Source organism: Thetidibacter halocola (genome assembly GCF_018224955.1).
Taxonomy (GTDB): Bacteria; Pseudomonadota; Alphaproteobacteria; order Rhodobacterales; family Rhodobacteraceae; genus Thetidibacter; species Thetidibacter halocola.
In genome coordinates, this window is record NZ_JAGTUU010000001.1 from 839,568 (window position 1) to 856,167 (window position 16,600).

Annotated in this window: 11 protein-coding genes; 2 read left to right on the forward strand and 9 right to left on the reverse strand. The window is 67.5% G+C overall.

Annotated elements, in window-relative coordinates:
* Positions 1-93: 93 nt before the first annotated feature.
* The 6 genes from xseA to KB874_RS03795 form a co-directional block, all read right to left on the reverse strand.
* The gene (xseA, locus tag KB874_RS03770; RefSeq protein WP_212535194.1) at positions 94-1,635 is read right to left on the reverse strand and encodes an exodeoxyribonuclease VII large subunit; all 1,542 of its coding nucleotides are present in this window, start codon (positions 1,633-1,635) and stop codon (positions 94-96) included.
* A gap of 79 nt (positions 1,636-1,714) precedes the next feature.
* A complete protein-coding gene (locus KB874_RS03775; RefSeq protein ID WP_212535323.1) occupies positions 1,715-3,652 on the reverse strand; it encodes a beta-galactosidase in 1,938 nt (645 codons plus the stop codon).
* A gap of 10 nt (positions 3,653-3,662) precedes the next feature.
* On the reverse strand, positions 3,663-4,508 hold the full coding sequence (locus KB874_RS03780) for an SMP-30/gluconolactonase/LRE family protein (RefSeq protein WP_212535195.1): 846 nt from the start codon (positions 4,506-4,508) through the stop codon (positions 3,663-3,665).
* On the reverse strand, positions 4,505-5,110 hold the full coding sequence (locus KB874_RS03785) for a 2-dehydro-3-deoxy-6-phosphogalactonate aldolase (protein WP_212535196.1): 606 nt from the start codon (positions 5,108-5,110) through the stop codon (positions 4,505-4,507). Before KB874_RS03785 ends, KB874_RS03780 begins: the two co-directional genes overlap by 4 nt.
* The gene (locus KB874_RS03790; RefSeq protein WP_212535197.1) at positions 5,107-6,000 is read right to left on the reverse strand and encodes a 2-dehydro-3-deoxygalactonokinase; all 894 of its coding nucleotides are present in this window, start codon (positions 5,998-6,000) and stop codon (positions 5,107-5,109) included. The genes KB874_RS03785 and KB874_RS03790 overlap by 4 nt, the downstream gene beginning before the upstream one ends.
* Complete coding sequence (locus KB874_RS03795) at positions 5,997-6,767, reverse strand: SDR family NAD(P)-dependent oxidoreductase (protein WP_212535198.1); 771 nt, start codon at positions 6,765-6,767, stop codon at positions 5,997-5,999. Before KB874_RS03795 ends, KB874_RS03790 begins: the two co-directional genes overlap by 4 nt.
* Before the next feature lie 179 nt (positions 6,768-6,946).
* On the opposite strand from KB874_RS03795, the gene KB874_RS03800 reads away from it, so the two are divergent.
* Positions 6,947-7,183: an Lrp/AsnC ligand binding domain-containing protein gene (locus tag KB874_RS03800; protein ID WP_212535199.1), complete on the forward strand. Its 237-nt coding sequence runs from the start codon at positions 6,947-6,949 to the stop codon at positions 7,181-7,183.
* Positions 7,184-7,333: 150 nt separating this feature from the next.
* The gene (locus KB874_RS03805) at positions 7,334-11,767 is read left to right on the forward strand and encodes an ExeM/NucH family extracellular endonuclease (protein WP_212535200.1); all 4,434 of its coding nucleotides are present in this window, start codon (positions 7,334-7,336) and stop codon (positions 11,765-11,767) included.
* Positions 11,768-11,831: 64 nt separating this feature from the next.
* Here the strand turns inward: KB874_RS03805 and glgX are convergent, their stop codons facing one another.
* Genes glgX through glgC form a run of 3 tightly spaced genes read right to left on the reverse strand, consistent with a single transcriptional unit; the run spans position 11,832 to position 16,584 of the window.
* Entirely contained in the window at positions 11,832-13,904 is a 2,073-nt protein-coding gene (gene glgX / locus KB874_RS03810) for a glycogen debranching protein GlgX (protein WP_212535201.1), read from the reverse strand.
* Positions 13,901-15,352 (reverse strand): glycogen synthase GlgA, encoded by a 1,452-nt coding sequence (gene glgA, locus KB874_RS03815; RefSeq protein WP_249200215.1) that lies wholly within the window; start codon positions 15,350-15,352, stop codon positions 13,901-13,903. Before glgA ends, glgX begins: the two co-directional genes overlap by 4 nt.
* Positions 15,334-16,584, reverse strand: coding sequence for a glucose-1-phosphate adenylyltransferase (glgC, locus tag KB874_RS03820; protein WP_212535202.1), 1,251 nt, complete (start codon positions 16,582-16,584; stop codon positions 15,334-15,336). The genes glgA and glgC overlap by 19 nt, the downstream gene beginning before the upstream one ends.
* Between the last annotated feature and the right edge of the window lie 16 nt (positions 16,585-16,600).

The following is a 16,600-nucleotide window of genomic DNA, read 5'->3' on the forward strand; positions in this document are numbered from 1 at the left end:
CGCGGTCCTCTCCCCGTGGATGCAGCAGTGCAGCAAAGCCTATGCGAGCGCAGCAGAAAAGGAAAGCCTCGTGAACTGCCGGGGCCGCGTGCCTCAGAACAGGCTGCCCTGTTCGGGCGGTTTCGGTTTTTCGCTGCGTTTCGGCGCCGTGCCGCCCAGCTTCAGCGTGCCATCGGCGAACTCGATTTCCAGCCCCGAGGCAGCCTCGGCCGCGGCGCGGGTCGTGACCACCTGCCCGTCGCCGCGCACCACCGCGTAGCCGCGGCGCAGCGTCTCGCGATAGCCCAGCGTCTCGCGAAGGCGGTCAAGGGAGTCGAGCCGTTTCGACAGCGCGTCGAGCCGCGCGCGCTGCGCCTCGTCGAGGCGGCGCGACAGGGTGGCCAACCGGTCGGTCCCGGCGCGGATCTCGCGCAGGATGGGGCGCGGCGTCAGGCGGTCGCCGCGGCGGGCCAGCGCCTCGCGCCGGGTTTGCAGCAGCCGCTCGAGCGCGGGGGCAAGCCGCGCGGCGCGGTCGTCGAGCCGCGTGCGTTCATGGGTCAGGGCCCGCGCCAGCGTGGCGGGACGCAGACTGCCTGCCTGTTTCGCCAGACACAGGCGCTGGCGGTCCACCAGACGGGTCAGCGCGCCGGGCAGCCGGTCACCCAGCACATCGAGCCGCTGGCGCGGGCCGTCGAGCAGGCTGTCCGGCCGCGGCAGGGCACGCGACAGGTCGCGCAGGCGCTGGCCGCGGGTCTGCAAGCGTTGCCCCATCGCATTGGTCATGCGGCTACCCTGCTGCGCGACCCAGGACAGCAGGTCCAGCCGCACCGGCACGGCGCGTTCGGCCGCCCCGGTAGGCGTCGGTGCGCGGTAATCCGAGACGAAGTCGATCAGGGTCGTGTCGGTCTCGTGCCCAACGGCCGAGATCAGCGGAATGGCACTCGCCGCCGCCGCACGGGCGACGATTTCCTCGTTGAAGCCCCACAGGTCCTCGACCGAGCCGCCGCCGCGCGCCACGATGATCAGGTCGGGCCGCGGCAGCGCGCCGCCGGGCGTCATGCTGTTGAAGCCCTCGATCGCGCGGGCCACCTCGGGGGCGCAGGCCTGCCCCTGCACCGCGACGGGCCAGACCAGGACCTTGCGCGGAAAGCGATCGCGCAGCCGGTGCAGGATGTCGCGGATCACCGCGCCCGAGGGCGAGGTCACGACGCCGATGATCTCGGGCAGGAAAGGCAGCGGTTTCTTCCGGGCCGGGTCGAAAAGCCCCTCGGCCTGCAACTGCGCCTTGCGCTTTTCCAGCATCGCCATCAACGCGCCCATGCCAGCCGGGCGGATGTCGTCAATGACGATCTGGTATTTCGACTGGCCGGGGAAGGTGGTGAGCTTGCCGGTGGCGATCACCTCCATGCCTTCCTCGGGCTGGGATTGCAGGCGCTGGCTGACGCCCTTCCAGATCACGCCGGAAATCACGGCGTTGTCGTCCTTGAGGTCGAGATAGATATGGCCCGAGCGCGGACGACTGACGCGCCCGACCTCGCCGCGCACGCGGACAAAGCCGAATTCGCCCTCGATGGTGCGTTTCACCGCGCCCGAGAGTTCCGAGACGGTGTATTCCGGCGTGTTGCCCGGGGCTGCGTCGTCGTCGAGGAGGTCCATGTCTGCTCCGTTGTTCTTGCCCGCAGGATAGGGGATCGCGCCGGCGGTTGGAACCGGGGTTTCAGATCGCGCGACGCGATCAGAGCGGTTGGCGAAGCACCCCGGCAGGGGGGATCGGGCCCGCGGGCGTGTCGGCAGTTTCGCTGCCGTAGTTGAACCAGAACCGCTCGGCGGCAGTATCGCGGATGCGCAGACCGTCGGGCAGCGCGTGGCAGGGCAATCCCGCCCGGGCGCAAAGCCCGGCGACCAGGCGGTCGAGGCCCGGCTCATCGAGCCAGGCGCCGCAATAGGTGACGCGGCCTTCGCGCATCGCGACCGGCGTGCCATCCTCGAGCGCCATGAGGGAGTCTGCGGTGCCCTCCAGTGTCTCGATCCAGTATTGCGCCGCGCCGCCGCCCGCGAGCGGGCGCGGCATATCCGGGCGCAGGGTTTCCAGCCGCGCCACCGTGACGTCGAGCCCGGGCCAGGCCGGGGGCAATGGCACGGGAATGCGGAAATCGTCGGTGCGGGCGGCGCTGCGCGGGCCGACCAGGATCTCGGCGCCGCTTGTGTTCAGCGCCGTCTTGAGATCGTCGGACATTTGCATCATGCCCGGCGCAAGGATCACCCGGTAGCCGGTGAAGTCTCGCGCCGCGGTTGACAGGATGTCGATGGACAGGCCCGCCCGGCGCAGCGCGCGATACAGATCGAATACGAGGCCGAAATAGCTGAGGCCCCTGCCCTGCGGCTGCACCCTCCACGCCCAGTCCGAGGCATGGTCGAAGATCAGCGCGACCGCGGCTTGGGCCTGCGTGACAAGCGGCGCATCTGCCAGCTCCCGCGCGACCTGCGCGGCCTCGGTCAGACCCGGCGCCGCCGCGCTGTCGGGGCGCAACAGGCCCGCATGCAGCTGCTCCTGCCCGAATGGGGCCTGCCGCCAGCGGAAATAGAGCACGGCCTCGGCGCCATGGGCGAAGGCCTCCCATGTCCAGAGGCGGACCATGCCGGGCAGCGGTGCGGGGTTGTAGGGCGCCCAGTTCACCGGGCCCGGCTGCTGTTCCATCACCCACCAGCGCGGGGTGCCGCCCGCCGGGGCCAGTGTGGCGGCAGCGCGGTAAAGGTCGTGATGGAAGGCCTGGAAATCCGGGTCGCCCTGCCGGGCATAGCGACGCTGGCGCTCGGGCGGGGCGCCGACGCGGTCCTCGAGAAAGCCCAGCGGGTAGCTGTCCCACGAGGCGATATCCAGGTCGCCGCCCAGCGCGAAATGATCCACGTCCGTCTCGCGCCCCATGTGGTTATGCGCGATGGGCGCCTCGGAAAAGGCGCGGATGATCTGCACCTGTGCCCGGTTGAAGGCCACGACCTGATCCGAGGAAAAGCGCCGGAAGGCCAGCCAATGGCCGGGTGCAGCCTCTGTCACGGTCAGGTTGGGCAGGTCGATCTCGTCGAAATCGCGGTACTCCATCGACCAGAAGACCGTGCCCCAGGCCGCGTTCAGCGCCGCGATGTCGCCGCCATTCGCCCCACCGTAGCGCGCCCGCAGCCAGCCGCGAAAGGCGTCGCGCGCAGCCTCGGAATAGCTAAGCACGGTGTCATGGCAGCCGTATTCGTTGTCGGTCTGCCAGGCGGCGAGACACGGGTTGCGGCCATGGCGTTCGGCCAGCAGGGTCACGATGCGGCGGCATTCCTCGAGATAGCCGGGATGCGAAAAGCAGTAGTGGCGGCGCGACCCGAAGCCGCGCGGGCGGCCCTGCAGGTCGCGCGCCAGCATGTCAGGGTGACGATCCAGCATCCAGCGCGGCGGCGTGGCGGTTGGCGTGCCCAGCACCACCTTCAGCCCCGCCGCGCCCAGGGTTTCGATCGCGCGATCGAGCCAGTCCCATCGCAACACGCCCGGTTCCGGTTCCAGCCGCGACCAGGCAAATTCGCCGATCCGGACAAGGCTGAGCCCCGCCTCCGCCATGCGGCGGGCATCCTCGGGCCAGAGGGTCTCGGGCCAGTGTTCGGGGTAGTAGCAGACGCCCAGCCTGCGGATCATCCCGCCCATGTCAGAGGATTACCCGGTGTTCTTCCTGGCCCTTCGCCTCGGTCTGGATGGCAAAGGTGCGACCCGCCTGCGGCTCGTCCGTCAGCCCCTCGGCGGCGCTGGTGACGTAGAGCGTCGAAAGGTCCGCCCCGCCGAAGGCCGGGCAGGTGATCTGCGAGGCCGGCAAGTCCACGGCATGGCGAAAGGCGCCATCCGGCCCGTGACAGGCGACGCGCCCGGCGCCCCATTGCGCGTTCCACAGGTTGCCTTCGGCGTCTATCACCGCCCCGTCGGGGTTCAGCGCCTCGTCACGCAAGTCGATCCAGGGTTCGGGTTCCGCTTTGGGCCAGCCGTCACGGTCCAGCGCCACCCGGCGGATGATGCGGTCGGGCGTGTCGGTGAAGAAGGCATGCCCGCCATCGGGCGAAAAACACTGCGCGTTGGGGATGCTGATGCGGTCATAAAGACGGCGCAACTCGCCCTTGTAGTAGCGGTAGATCGCGCCGAGGCCCGGCTCCAGCCTCATCCCCATCGTGCCGATCCAGAATCCGCCCTGGGGGTCGGCGCGGCCGTCATTGCTGCGGGTGGCGGGATTGTCGGCCTCAAGCGCGACAAGACGATCCTGAGCGCCGGTCTCGAGGTCGAACTGGACGAGGTCGGTCGCGGTGGCGATCAGCAGGCGGTCGCGGTCGATCCGGCCCGCCGCAGACACGCAGCGGTCGAAGGACCAGTGGCGCTCGCCGTCTGGCGCGGCCTCGTAAAGCCGTCTTCCAAGGATGTCGAACCAAAGGAAACTGCCCCGGTCGGGATGCCAGAAGGCGCCCTCGCCCAGAATGCAGGCGGTGGTCGAGACGGTGCTGACGGTCATGGCGCGGATTCCTCGTCATAGGCGGCAACCAACTCGTGGGCGCGGGCGATCACATCGGCCACGGATCGGCCCGGCACGTAGAGTCCGGTGCCGATTCCAAAGCCCGTGACGCCGGCCGCGAACCAGTCGGCGAAATTGTCGGGGCTGACGCCGCCCACCGCGTAGGTGCGGGTACCGGGCGGCAGGACGGCGCCCAGCGCGCGGAGCCCCGCCGGGCCGATCAGCGGCGCCGGGAACAGTTTCAGCCCGTCGGCACCGTTGCGCAGCGCGGCAAAGGCCTCGGTCGGGGTCAGGATGCCGGGAAAGCAGGCCAGCCCCGCCGCCTTGGCCGCGACGATGACGCGCGGGTTGGTATCGGGCGAGACGATCATCTGCGCGCCGATCCCCTTGAGGCGCAGCACCTCCTCGGGGGCCAGAACGGTGCCGGCGCCGATCATGCCGCGCCCTCCAGCGGCTTCCAGCATCCGGCGGATGCTGTCGTAAGGATCGGGCGAGTTCAGCGGCACCTCGATCCGGTCGATGCCCGCGTCAAGCAGCGCCTCGGCCATCGGCCCGGCCTCGGGCGGGGTGATGCCGCGCAGGATGGCAATGATCTCTCTCATTCTGTTCCTTTCATGGCCCGGTGCGCGGCCTTGAGCCCTTCGAGCGTCATGCGTTCGGCATCCGCCAGGGTGACGGGAACGCCCTGTGCCTGCAACGCGGCACGATAGGGCCCGGCGATCTGCGGCGCGCCCAGCACGGCGACAGGCTGGCCCAGCCAATAGGGTTTCGCGGCGGCCAGTTCCATGCCGATCAGCAGGCCCGACAGGCGCGCCCGCGCGGTGTCCGGCGAAAGCCCATGCAGCAGCCCCTCGGCCCGGAGCGAGAACAGGTCGGCGGCTACCGCCGCCGGCCGCGTCTGGGCGCGCGCCACCGCCTCGGCAAAAGCCGCGTCGTCCCAGCCCTCGGCGGCGACCGAGTGGCGCAGGACGGATTGCGTCGAGAGCAGCGCGAACAGTTCACCGGTCAGGAAGGTGCGGAACGAGACGATTTCCCCGGCGCTGACATGAACCCACTTGGTATGCGTGCCGGGCAGGCAGATCACGCCATCGAAACCCGGGTTGAGCGCGAGGAAGCCCGCAACCTGCGTTTCCTCACCGCGCATCACGTCGGCGGGGCTGCCCTGCATGATCCCGGGCAGGATGCGCACGGCAAGGCGCGTGTCCCGCGCGGGCACGGCAATCGCCTTGACCGGTGGCGCGCAGGGAACCGCAATGTAAGGCGCCTCGCGCCAGCCCTGCCGGCTGCCCGCCATGCCGCAGATCAGCACTGGCAACGGCGCGTCGGGCAGGTCGGGCAGCAGCGCCAGCAGCACGGGCTCATACCCGTCGGGCTCCAGCCGCCCCATGCCTGCATCGGAGGTCCGGCGAAAGACGACCGCGTCGCCCGCCATGCCCCAGACCCGCAGATGCGAGCTGCCCCAGTCCACCGCGATCCAGTCGATACCGCTCATGCAGAGACCGTCACCACGCCGCCATCCACGGCGATCACCTGCCCTGTCATCATGGCGCTGACGTCCGACGCCAGGAACAGCACCGGCCCAACCATGTCGGCGGGGTCGAGATGCCGTTTCAGGCATTGCCGGTCCATCATCGCGGCCAGCGCCTCGGGCCTGGCCCAGAGGCGTTTCTGCCGCTCCGTCAGGACCCAGCCCGGTGCGACGCCGTTGACGCGGATGCCGTCACCGCCGAATTCCCGCGCCCAGCCCCGCGTCAGCGCGGTGATCCCGGCCTTGGACGCGACATATAGGGGATAATCCCCCAGCCCCATCATGTAGCTGATCGAGCTGAAATTGACGATCGCGCCCCGCCCCGCCGCGCGCATCCCCGGCAGGACCGCCTGCGTGGCGAAGAAGACCGCGCGCAAGTTCACGTCCACCACCTTGTTCCAATAGATCTCGTCCACGTCCGCCGTGGCGTGGCGGTCGTCCCAGGCGGCGTTGTTGACCAGCCCGGCAACCGGGCCATGCGCCGCAGCGACCTTGGCCACGGCGGCGCGCAAGGCATTCGTGTCGGTCAGGTCGCAGCGCAGGCCCAGCGGCCGGTTGCCGGTGCGCGCCTCGATCGCAGAGCACAGATCGTCAGGCTCGAGCAGGTCGATAAAGGCCACGCGCGCGCCCTGCGCGGCAAAGCCCTCGACCAGCGCGGCGCCGATGCCGCTGCCCCCACCCGTGACCAGCACAGAGGCACCGTCGAGATCGGGAAACCGCGCGCCCGTCATCGCGTCCTGCCCTTGCCGTCCGACATCCGCCGCCTCCGTTCCGCCCTGTTGCCCCCCTGAGTCTTGCAGCGCCGCGCGCATCCGTCCAGAGGAATGCGAGGCCGAGCGTCTTGCGAATGGGGCTGGAAAAGCCCGCCGATTTGCGGTCTTTTCCGAAGGGCAAGAAACGGGAGGGTGCGATGCAGTGTGTCTTTGTCCAGATCCGGTGCAAGCCCGGCACGGGCTATCGCGTCGCCGGCGACATCGCCCTGCGCGAGATCCATTCCGAGCTTTATTCCACCAGCGGCGAATTCGACCTGCTGATGAAGATGTATATCCCGCAGGGCGAGGATGTGGGCAAGTTCATCAACGACAACCTGCTGGACATCCCGGGCATCGAACGCACGCTGACGACGCTGACTTTCCGCGCCTTCTGACGCCGGAATCGGCCTGCCTGACCGGCGAACAGCCGCGCCTTGCGGCTTCGGGCGTTAGTCATGTCATGCTTGCGTCATGGGTTTCGATGATTAACGATTGGCGGAGCGATGTTGCAGAACGCCTGTCACAGCCGCCAACAGGAGAGTCCCATGCCCCGGAAACAGCCCAAGACGACCGGCAGCGATTTGCTGACCGGAGACGATTTTCGTAATATTATCATCGGATTTGACGGAGATGACACGATCCTCGGCCTCGGTGGGGACGATATCCTGATCGGCGGTCGCGGCGATGACGAGATCGACGCGGGCGACGGCGACGACATTGCCTTTGGCGGATTCGGAAACGATCTGATCCGTCTCGGGATTGGAAACGATCGCGCCTTTGGCGGGTTCGGAAACGATACAATCGAAACCGGGTCTGGAAACGATCGCGTCTTTGGCGGCCATGGCACCGACCGGGTCGTGGTCGAGGGCGGGTTCGACGCCTACGACCTGTCCTTCAGGGGCAATCCGTCGAAACTGATCGTCCTGAACCTGCTGGACGAGAGCGGCGCGGCGGTCGAGACCAAGCGCCTGCACCGGGTCGAAGAGATCGCCTTTGACGATGTCACCCTGCTGCTTGACGGACGCAACAACGCGGCCTTTGCCCGCGACGACACCGCCGCGACAGACGAGGACAGCGCGCTCACGCTGAACGCTGCCGACCTGCTTGCCAATGACACCGATTTCGACGGCGATGCGCTGAGCGTGACCGCGGTCGATGCCCTCAGCGCCGCCGGCGCGGCGGTCACGCTGTCGGGTGGGCAGATCACCTATGACCCGGCAGGCCGGTTCGACGCATTGGCGACCGGAGAGACCGCAACCGACAGTTTCGACTACACGGTCGATGACGGGCGCGGCGGGATTTCCACCGCCACCGTCACCGTGACCATCACCGGCGTGAACGACGCGCCGGTTCTGAGCGGCCCGGAAACGGCGGATTTCGCCGAGAACGGCACCGGCGACGTGGCCCTGTTCAGCGCCACCGACGCCGACGATGGCACGCTGACCTTCGCCCTGTCGGGCGACGATGCCGCGCTGTTCACGATCGATGCGGCGGGCGCCCTGCGCTTTGTCGCCGCCCCCGATTTCGAGACGCCGCTCGATGCCGATGGCGACAACGCCTATGACCTGACCGTGACCGTGTCGGATGACGAGGGCGCCGAGGACAGCGCGGCGCTGCGCGTGACGGTGACGGACATCCTGGAACTGCCCGATGTGGATGCCCGGATCAACGAGTTGCATTATGACAACGAGGGCACCGACGCGGGCGAATTCGTCGAGGTCCGGGTGCGTGCCGGCGACGACGTGTCCCTGCTTTCGGTCGAACTGGTGAACGGGTCGGGCGGCGCGGTCTACAACACGCTTGCCGTCTCGGGCGGTGTGATGACCAGCGACGGTTCGTGGGATTACTACGTGTTGTCCCTGCCCTCGAACGGCTTGCAGAACGGCGCACCGGACGGGGTCGTGCTGGCGAACGGGCCCGAGGTGATCGAGTTCCTGTCCTACGAGGGCAGCTTTGCCGCGACCTCCGGCACGGCAACGGGATTGACCTCGACCGACATCCTCGTGGCCGAGGCCGGCGACACGCCGCATGGCTTCTCGCTGCAGCGGTTGGACGGCGACATCTGGGATGCGCCGCGCGAGAACACCGCGGGCGCCGACAACACCCCGGCGCCGGAGCCGTTGGTGGCGCGGATCAACGAGTTTCACTACGACAATGCCGGCACGGATGCGGGCGAGTTCATCGAGATCAGGGTGAATGCGGGCGGCGATGCCTCGGGGCTGTCGGTGGAACTGGTGAACGGCTCGAATGGCACCGTCTATGGCACCCTGGCCATCGCCGACGCCACGATGACCAGCGACGGCACCTGGGACTACTACGTGTTCGACCTGCCCTCGAACGGGCTGCAGAACGGGTCGCCCGACGGGATCGTGCTGGCCAATGGCGGCGCGGTCGTCGAATTCCTGTCCTACGAAGGCGCGTTCACGGCAACGTCCGGCGCGGCGAACGGCCTGACCTCGACCGATATCGGCGTGACCGAGCCCAGTGACACACCGCTGGGCTTCTCGCTGCAGCGGGCCGAAGACGGCAGCTGGTACGAGGCGGGCGAGAATACCTCCGGCGCCGAGAACCAGGCCCCGCCGATGCCGTTCGAGGCACGGATCAACGAGTTCCACTATGACAATGAAGGCGCCGACCAGGGCGAGTTCATCGAGTTGCGCGTGACCGCGGGCGCCGATGCCTCGGGGCTGGCCGTGGAATTCTACAACGGTTCGAACGGCGCCGTGTATGGAACACTGGGCATCGCCGACGCCACGATGACCAGCGACGGCACCTGGGATTACTACGTCTTCAACCTGCCGTCGAACGGCCTCCAGAACGGCGCGCCGGACGGCATCGCGCTGTCCAATGCAGGAACGCTGATTGAATTCCTGTCTTACGAAGGACCAATGACGGCAGTTGGCGGCGCTGCGGACGGCGTGACCGCGACCGATATCGGCGTTGCCGAGGCCGGCGACACCCCGGTGGGCTTCTCGTTGCAAAGGCTGGAAGGCGACACCTGGGACGCGCCGCGCCAGAACACCTCGGGCGCCGACAACGCTGGCGGCACACCTCCTGGCCCGACCACGACGGTGATCAGCACGATCCAGGGCAGCGGCGCGGCCTCGGCACTGGTCGGGCAGACCGTGACCGTGACCGCCATCGTCGTCGGCGACTTCCAGAACGGCGACGGTGACGACATGCGCAACCTCAACGGCTTCTTCCTCCAGGAAGAGGCCGCGGACCACGACGCCGATGCCGCCACCTCCGAAGGCCTCTTTGTCTTCGACGGCGGCGTGGGCGTGAACGTGGCGCTGGGCGACCGCGTGACCGTGACCGGCACAGTGTCGGAATTCTTCGGCATGACCCAGATCAGCGCCACCACCGTGACGGTGGTCGAGGCGGGGGCCGTGGCGGATGTCAACACGATGGCCACCATCGTCGACCTCGACGCCGCCACGGCGATTTCGGACGGCGCGGGCGGCTACGTGGCAGACCTCGAAGCGTTCGAGGGCATGCTGATCACCATCCCCGAGACGCTGACAATCTCGGAGGCATTCAACTTCGACCGGTTCGGAGAGATCCGCCTGTCTGCCAACGGCCAGCCCTCGCAGTTCACGCAGGACAACGACCCGGATGCCGCAGGCTACGATGCGCATCTGCGCGAGGTCTTCTCGGACAGCATCGTCTACGACGACGGCCGCAGCATCCAGAACCCCGCCCAGGTCATTCCCGAGGCGGACATGAACGGCGACGGGGTTTTCAACACGGCCGACCCGTTCGGCATGGGCGACACGATCACCAACGCGACCGGCGTGATGGAGTGGCGGTTCAGCGAATACCGGATGCATTCGGTGTCTGACGGCACCAACAGTTTCGTCGACACCCGGACCCGCGACGCGACGCCGCCCTCGCTGGACGAACCGGGCGGGCGCAGCGCCGAGGTGGTGGTGGCCAGCTTCAACGTGCTGAACTTCTTCACCACGATCGACGATGGTTTCAACACATCCGGCCCCACCGGGCTGGAACCGCGCGGCGCCGACACCCCCGAGGAATACACCCGCCAGTTTGAAAAGCTGATCACCGCGCTGACCGCGATGGATGCCGACATCTTCGGCCTGGTCGAGCTGGAGAACGAGTTCCAGTCCGACCAGAACGGTGACGGCACCTTTGCCATCGAGGCCATCGTCGACGGGCTGAATGCCAGCTACGGCGCCGATCTCTGGGCCTATGTCGATCCGGGCCGCACCTTTGTGGACGTGTCCGATGCTATTTCGGTGGGCATGATCTACCGCACCGACGTGGTGTCTGTTTCCGGCCCGGCGCAGATCCTCGACGACAGCGTGCTGGCCTCGCTGCCGGGCAGCTACGGAACCGATGCGCTGTTCGACGGAGACAGCACGAACCGCGCGCCGCTGGCGGCGAATTTCGTCTATGACTACACCGACCTGTCCGGCGCGCCAGCGTCCGAGACCTTTACCGTCGCGGTCACGCACATGAAGTCCAAGGGGGGCGCAGGGCTAGGCGGAGACGCCGATGCCGGTGACGGCGCGGGTGCCTACAACGAGACCCGCACCGAGGGTGTGCAGGCGCTGACCGACTGGCTGGACCCGACCCGCGCGGGTGCTTTCGCCGATGCCGACCAGATCGTGCTGGGCGATTTCAACGCCTACGCGATGGAGGATCCGATCGACGCGATGAAGGCTGACGGCTATGCCGATCTCGAAGGCACATTCAATCCCGGCGCCTCGACCTACGTCTTCGACGGGCAGACCGGCACGCTGGACTACGCCTTTGCCAGCGCGGCGATCCTGGACCGGGTGACCAACGCCTCGGCCTGGAACATCAACTCGCCCGAGCCGGACATCTTCGACTACGACACCTCGTTCCGTCCGCCAGAACAAATCGATGTCTTCGACGGCACGGTGCCGTGGCGCAGTTCGGATCACGACCCGATGCTGGTGGGGTTGAACTTCTCGGGCGACGCGCTGCTGACCTGAGCCACGCCTGCAAGAACGACACGGCCCGCGCAGGACACTGCGCGGGCCGTTTTCGTTCGCCGTCTCAGTCAGCCACGGAGCGCAGGACAAAGGCCACGACACTGTCGGCGGCGACGTGATCGGGCGTTGCAGGGGCCGTGTCATTCGTGTCGAAGCCGCGCTGCCACTGGCGGCCCTTCTCGGCCTCGGGCAGAGTCACGGTGACCGCCTCGCCGGCGTTGAACACCGCATAGATCGCGCCCATGCGCGGTTCGTAGGCGGGCGTGCCGCGGGCCATCCGCATCTCGACGCCGAGAAAGCGCAGGTCGGGCGCCTCCCAGTCCTCGGACGACATCGGCGCACCGTCGGCGCGGCGCCAGGTCAGGTCGTGCTTGCCGTCGACGAAGCGCTGCTGCGCGTGCAGGAAGCGCCGCTGACGCAGGATCGGATGGGCGGCGCGAAAGGCGATGGCGCGGCGCACGAACTCGAGGAAGGCGGGATCGGCATTCGACCAGTCGACCCAACCCACCGGGTTGTCCTGGCAATAGGCGTTGTTGTTGCCGCCCTGGCTGTTGCCCAACTCGTCACCGGCAAGGATCATCGGTGTGCCCTGGCTCAACATCAGGGTGGCCAGCAGGTTGCGGCGCCGCCGGTCGCGGCGGGCGAGGATCCCGGGGTCGTCGGTCAGCCCCTCGACCCCGCAATTGTCGGAAAAGTTGTGATCGTGGCCGTCGCGGTTGTCCTCGCCATTCTCGATGTTGTTCTTGCGGTCGTGGCTGACCACGTCCATCAGCGTGAACCCGTCATGCGAGGTCAGGAAATTGACCGAGGACGTGGCCCGCCGCCCGTCATGGTCGAATTGCATGGCCGATCCGGCGACCCGCCGGGCCAGCTTGCGCGCGATGCCCTCGTCGCCCTTCCAGAACCGGCGCACCGTGTCGCGATACTTGTCGTTCCATTCCGAGAAGGGCGCGGGATAGGCGCCCAGTTGATAGCCTCCCGGTCCCACGTCCCAGGGTTCGGCGATCAGCTTGACCCTGTTCAGCACGGGGTCCTGCCGCACGGCGCGCAGGAACGGCCCGTCGCGGTCGAACATGCCGCCCGTCCGCGCCAGCGTCGAGGCCAGGTCGAACCGGAACCCGTCCACATGCATCACTTCGACCCAGTAGCGCAGGGAATCCATGACCAGCCGCAGGGTGAACGGGTGATCCATGTTCAGCGCATTGCCGCAGCCGGTGTCATCGACGTAGTAGCGCCGGTCCGGCGCCAGCCGATAGTAGCTGGCATTGTCGAAACCGCGGAAACACAGGGTCGGCCCCATCTCGCCGCCCTCGGCGGTGTGATTGTAGACCACGTCTAGGATCACCTCGATCCCCGCCGAGTGGAACCGCGCCACCATCTGCTGGAACTCGGCGATGTCGCCGCCGGTCATGTAGCGGGGTTCCGGCGCGAAGAACCCGTAGGTCATGTAGCCCCAGTAGTTGCGAAGACCGCGTTCCACCAGGAACCGGTCGTCGACAAAGGCCTGCACCGGCAGCAACTCGATCGCGGTGACGCCCAGCTTCGTCAGGTGGTCCAGCATCGGGTCCGAAGCCATCGCAAGGTATGTGCCCCGGTTCGAGAGGTCCTTGCGCCGTGCGGTCAGCCCCTTGACATGGGCCTCGTAGATCACGGTTTCCGACCAGGGCCGCTCAGCGATCGCGCCATTGCCACCCCAGGTGAAGGCAGGATCGACCACGACCGAGCGCGGCATGAAGGGCGCGCTGTCGCGGCGGTCAAAGGACAGGTCACCCAGCTTGTGCCCGACCTCGTAGCCATGCAGCGCGTCGTTCCACAGCGGCTTGCCGGTCAGCTTTTTCGCATAGGGGTCGATCAGCAGCTTGTGCGGGTTGAACCGATGGCCCTCGTCGGGAATGTAGGGGCCGTGCACGCGGTAGCCGTATTGCTGACCCGGCCGCATCCCCGAGATGTAGCCGTGCCAGACATGGCCATCGCGTTCCGCCAGGTCGACAAGGAAGATCTCCTTGCCGCTGTCGTCGCACAGGCACAGCGTGACCCGCGTGGCGTGCTGCGAGAACACGGCGAAATTGACGCCCTCCCCGTCGAAGGTGGCGCCCAGGGGAAACGGCAGACCAGCCGTCAGTTGAAATCCGTTCATGCCTGTCCTTCGGCGAGACCCTCGTAAAGCGCCGCATAGGCCCGGGCGGACACGTCCCAGCCCACCGGATGCGCCATGGCGTTGCGTTGCATCCGGGACCAGATTTTGGGCTGCTCGTAAAGGGTGCAGAGGCGGGAAAGCGCATTTCCCAGCGCCTCGGCGGTGACGGGATGAAATTGCAGGCCGGTCGCGACCTCGCGTGCCAGTGTTGCGGGCGTCGCGGGAATGACGGTGTCGGCCAGCCCGCCGGTCAGCGCGACCAGCGGGATCGTGCCATAGCGCAGACCGTATAGCTGTGTCAGGCCGCAGGGTTCGAAGCGCGACGGCACAAGGATCGCATCGCCACCCGCCATCATCCGGTGCGACAGCGCCTCGTCATAGCCCATGCGGACAGAGACGTTCGGGTGCACGCCAGCCTCCTTGAAGGCGTATTCGAGGGCAGGATCACCCGAGCCAAGCAATGCCAGTTGCCCACCCCGCCCCAGCAACACCGGCAAGGCCTGCAACAGCAGGTCGAGCCCCTTCTGCCCGGTCATGCGCGAGATCACGATGCAGAGCGGCCCGTCGGATTGCGGCAGGTCGAATTCTGCCTGGAGCGCGCGTTTGTTCTCGGCCTTGCCCTTGGCCGCCTTGTAGGTTTTCGGGATCAGCGGGTCAGCCGCGGGGTTCCAGACCGCCTCGTCGATACCGTTCAGGATGCCGGACAGACGGCCGCTGCGGGCGCGCATCACGCCGTCGAGGCCCATGCCGAATTCCGGTGTCATCAGTTCCTCGGCATAGGTGGGCGAAACGGTGGTCAGCCGGTCGGCGAACATCAGCCCGGCCTTCAGCGCCGAAAGCTGGCCGAAATACTCGACCCCCTCTGGCGTGTAGTCGGCCGGGTCGATCCGCAGCGCGCCGCAGCGCGAGGCGGGCGCAAGGCCCTGGAAGGCGATGTTGTGGATGGTGACGACCGTTCCGACATGCCCACCGGCCGGCCCGCGGGCGATGTAATAGGGCGCAAGCCCCGCCTGCCAGTCGTGGCAATGGACGATGTCGGGGCGCCAGTCGGCCAGCCCGCCCTCGGCAATGCGCGCGGCGGCATGGGACAGCGCGGCATAGCGTTCGGGATTGTCCGGCCAGTCGCGCCCGTCATCGCCCAGGTAGATTCCCGCACCCCGGTCGAACAGGTGCGGCGCGTCCAGCACGAGCAGGTCCAGCCCGCCGCCCTGCCCCGCCAATACCCGCCCCGCACCGCCGAAACAGTCGGGCAGGTCCAGAACCCTGCGCGCGCCTTCGAGCGCGGCCATGATCTGCGGATAGCCCGGCAGCAGCGTGCGCATCTGCACGCCCAACCCTGCAAGGGCCCCGGGCAGCGCCCCGGCCACATCGGCCAGGCCGCCGGTCTTGACCAGCGGCGCGCATTCCGACGCGACCGAGAGAACCCGCATCACCGCGCCGCCAGCCATTTGTCGACCATCTCGCGGGTAATCAGCGTCGTGCCTTTCTCGGTCACGCGGAAGAATTTCGCATCTTCCACCGGGTCCTCGCCCACGACCATGCCGCGCGGAATCTCGACCCCGCGATCGATCACGCATTTGCGCAGCCGGGCCGAGCGGTGGACCACCACGTGCGGCAGCACCACCGTATGATCGAGCACGGCATAGGAGTTGGTATGCACCTGGGTGAACAGCAGCGAGTTGCGCACCTCGGTCCCCGAGATGATGCAGCCGCCCGACACCATCGAGGAAATCGCCACACCGCGGCGATCCTTCTCGTCATGGATGAATTTCGCGGGCGGGACGCTTTCGGAATAGGTCCAGATCGGCCAGTCGGTATCCCACAGGTCGAGTTCCGGGGTGAAATCGGTCAGGTCGATATTGGCCTGCCAGAAGGCGTCGATCGTCCCCACGTCGCGCCAGTAGCTGGGGCCGCCCTCGGCCCGCACGCAGCTGTCGTCGAACCGGTGCGCCACAGCCTTGCCGTTCTTGACGATCTCGGGGATCAGATCGGTGCCGAAATCGTGGCTGGAATTGGTGTCCTCGGCGTCCCGGATCAGCAGGTCGCGCAGGAATTTCCACGAAAACACGTAGATCCCCATCGAGGCCAGCGCCTTGGTCGGATCCTCGGGCGTGGCTGGCGGGTCCTTGGGTTTTTCGAGGAACGAGGTGATGCGCGACTCCGTGTCCACCGCCATCACGCCAAAGGCCGTTGCCTCTTCGCGCGGCACGGTCAGGCAACCCACCGTGACGTCGGCGCCGGATTCGACATGCTGGCGCAGCATGATCTCGTAATCCATCTTGTAGATGTGGTCACCCGCGAGGATCACGATGTAGTCGATGCCGTAGCTGTCGACGATGTCGATGTTCTGCGTTACCGCATCGGCCGTGCCGCGATACCACATTTCCTCTGAGACCCGTTGCGAGGCGGGCAGAATGTCGAGGAATTCATTGCGCTCGGCGCGAAAGAAGTTCCAGCCGCGCTGGCAATGCCGGATCAGGCTGTGCGCCTTGTATTGCGTAGCGATGGCCATCTTGCGGATGCCCGAGTTCAGCGCGTTCGACAGCGCAAAGTCGATGATCCGCGTCTTGCCGCCGAAATAGACCGCGGGTTTCACCCGGCGGTCCGTCAGTTCCTTGAGGCGCGAGCCACGCCCGCCCGCCAGCACGAAGGCCACCGAGCGCTGTGAAAGTCTGGTCATGTCGGTCATGTTCCCC

What these genes read in the sequence shown, in the direction of transcription:
- xseA (WP_212535194.1), bottom strand. Translation starts at nt 1,635, where the DNA reads ATGGACCTCCTCGACGACGACGCAGCCCCGGGCAACACGCCGGAATAC.
- KB874_RS03775 (WP_212535323.1), bottom strand. Translation starts at nt 3,652, where the DNA reads ATGATCCGCAGGCTGGGCGTCTGCTACTACCCCGAACACTGGCCCGAG.
- KB874_RS03780 (WP_212535195.1), bottom strand. Translation starts at nt 4,508, where the DNA reads ATGACCGTCAGCACCGTCTCGACCACCGCCTGCATTCTGGGCGAGGGC.
- KB874_RS03785 (WP_212535196.1), bottom strand. Translation starts at nt 5,110, where the DNA reads ATGAGAGAGATCATTGCCATCCTGCGCGGCATCACCCCGCCCGAGGCC.
- KB874_RS03790 (WP_212535197.1), bottom strand. Translation starts at nt 6,000, where the DNA reads ATGAGCGGTATCGACTGGATCGCGGTGGACTGGGGCAGCTCGCATCTG.
- KB874_RS03795 (WP_212535198.1), bottom strand. Translation starts at nt 6,767, where the DNA reads ATGACGGGCGCGCGGTTTCCCGATCTCGACGGTGCCTCTGTGCTGGTC.
- KB874_RS03800 (WP_212535199.1), top strand. Translation starts at nt 6,947, where the DNA reads ATGCAGTGTGTCTTTGTCCAGATCCGGTGCAAGCCCGGCACGGGCTAT.
- KB874_RS03805 (WP_212535200.1), top strand. Translation starts at nt 7,334, where the DNA reads ATGCCCCGGAAACAGCCCAAGACGACCGGCAGCGATTTGCTGACCGGA.
- glgX (WP_212535201.1), bottom strand. Translation starts at nt 13,904, where the DNA reads ATGAACGGATTTCAACTGACGGCTGGTCTGCCGTTTCCCCTGGGCGCC.
- glgA (WP_249200215.1), bottom strand. Translation starts at nt 15,352, where the DNA reads ATGGCTGGCGGCGCGGTGATGCGGGTTCTCTCGGTCGCGTCGGAATGC.
- glgC (WP_212535202.1), bottom strand. Translation starts at nt 16,584, where the DNA reads ATGACCAGACTTTCACAGCGCTCGGTGGCCTTCGTGCTGGCGGGCGGG.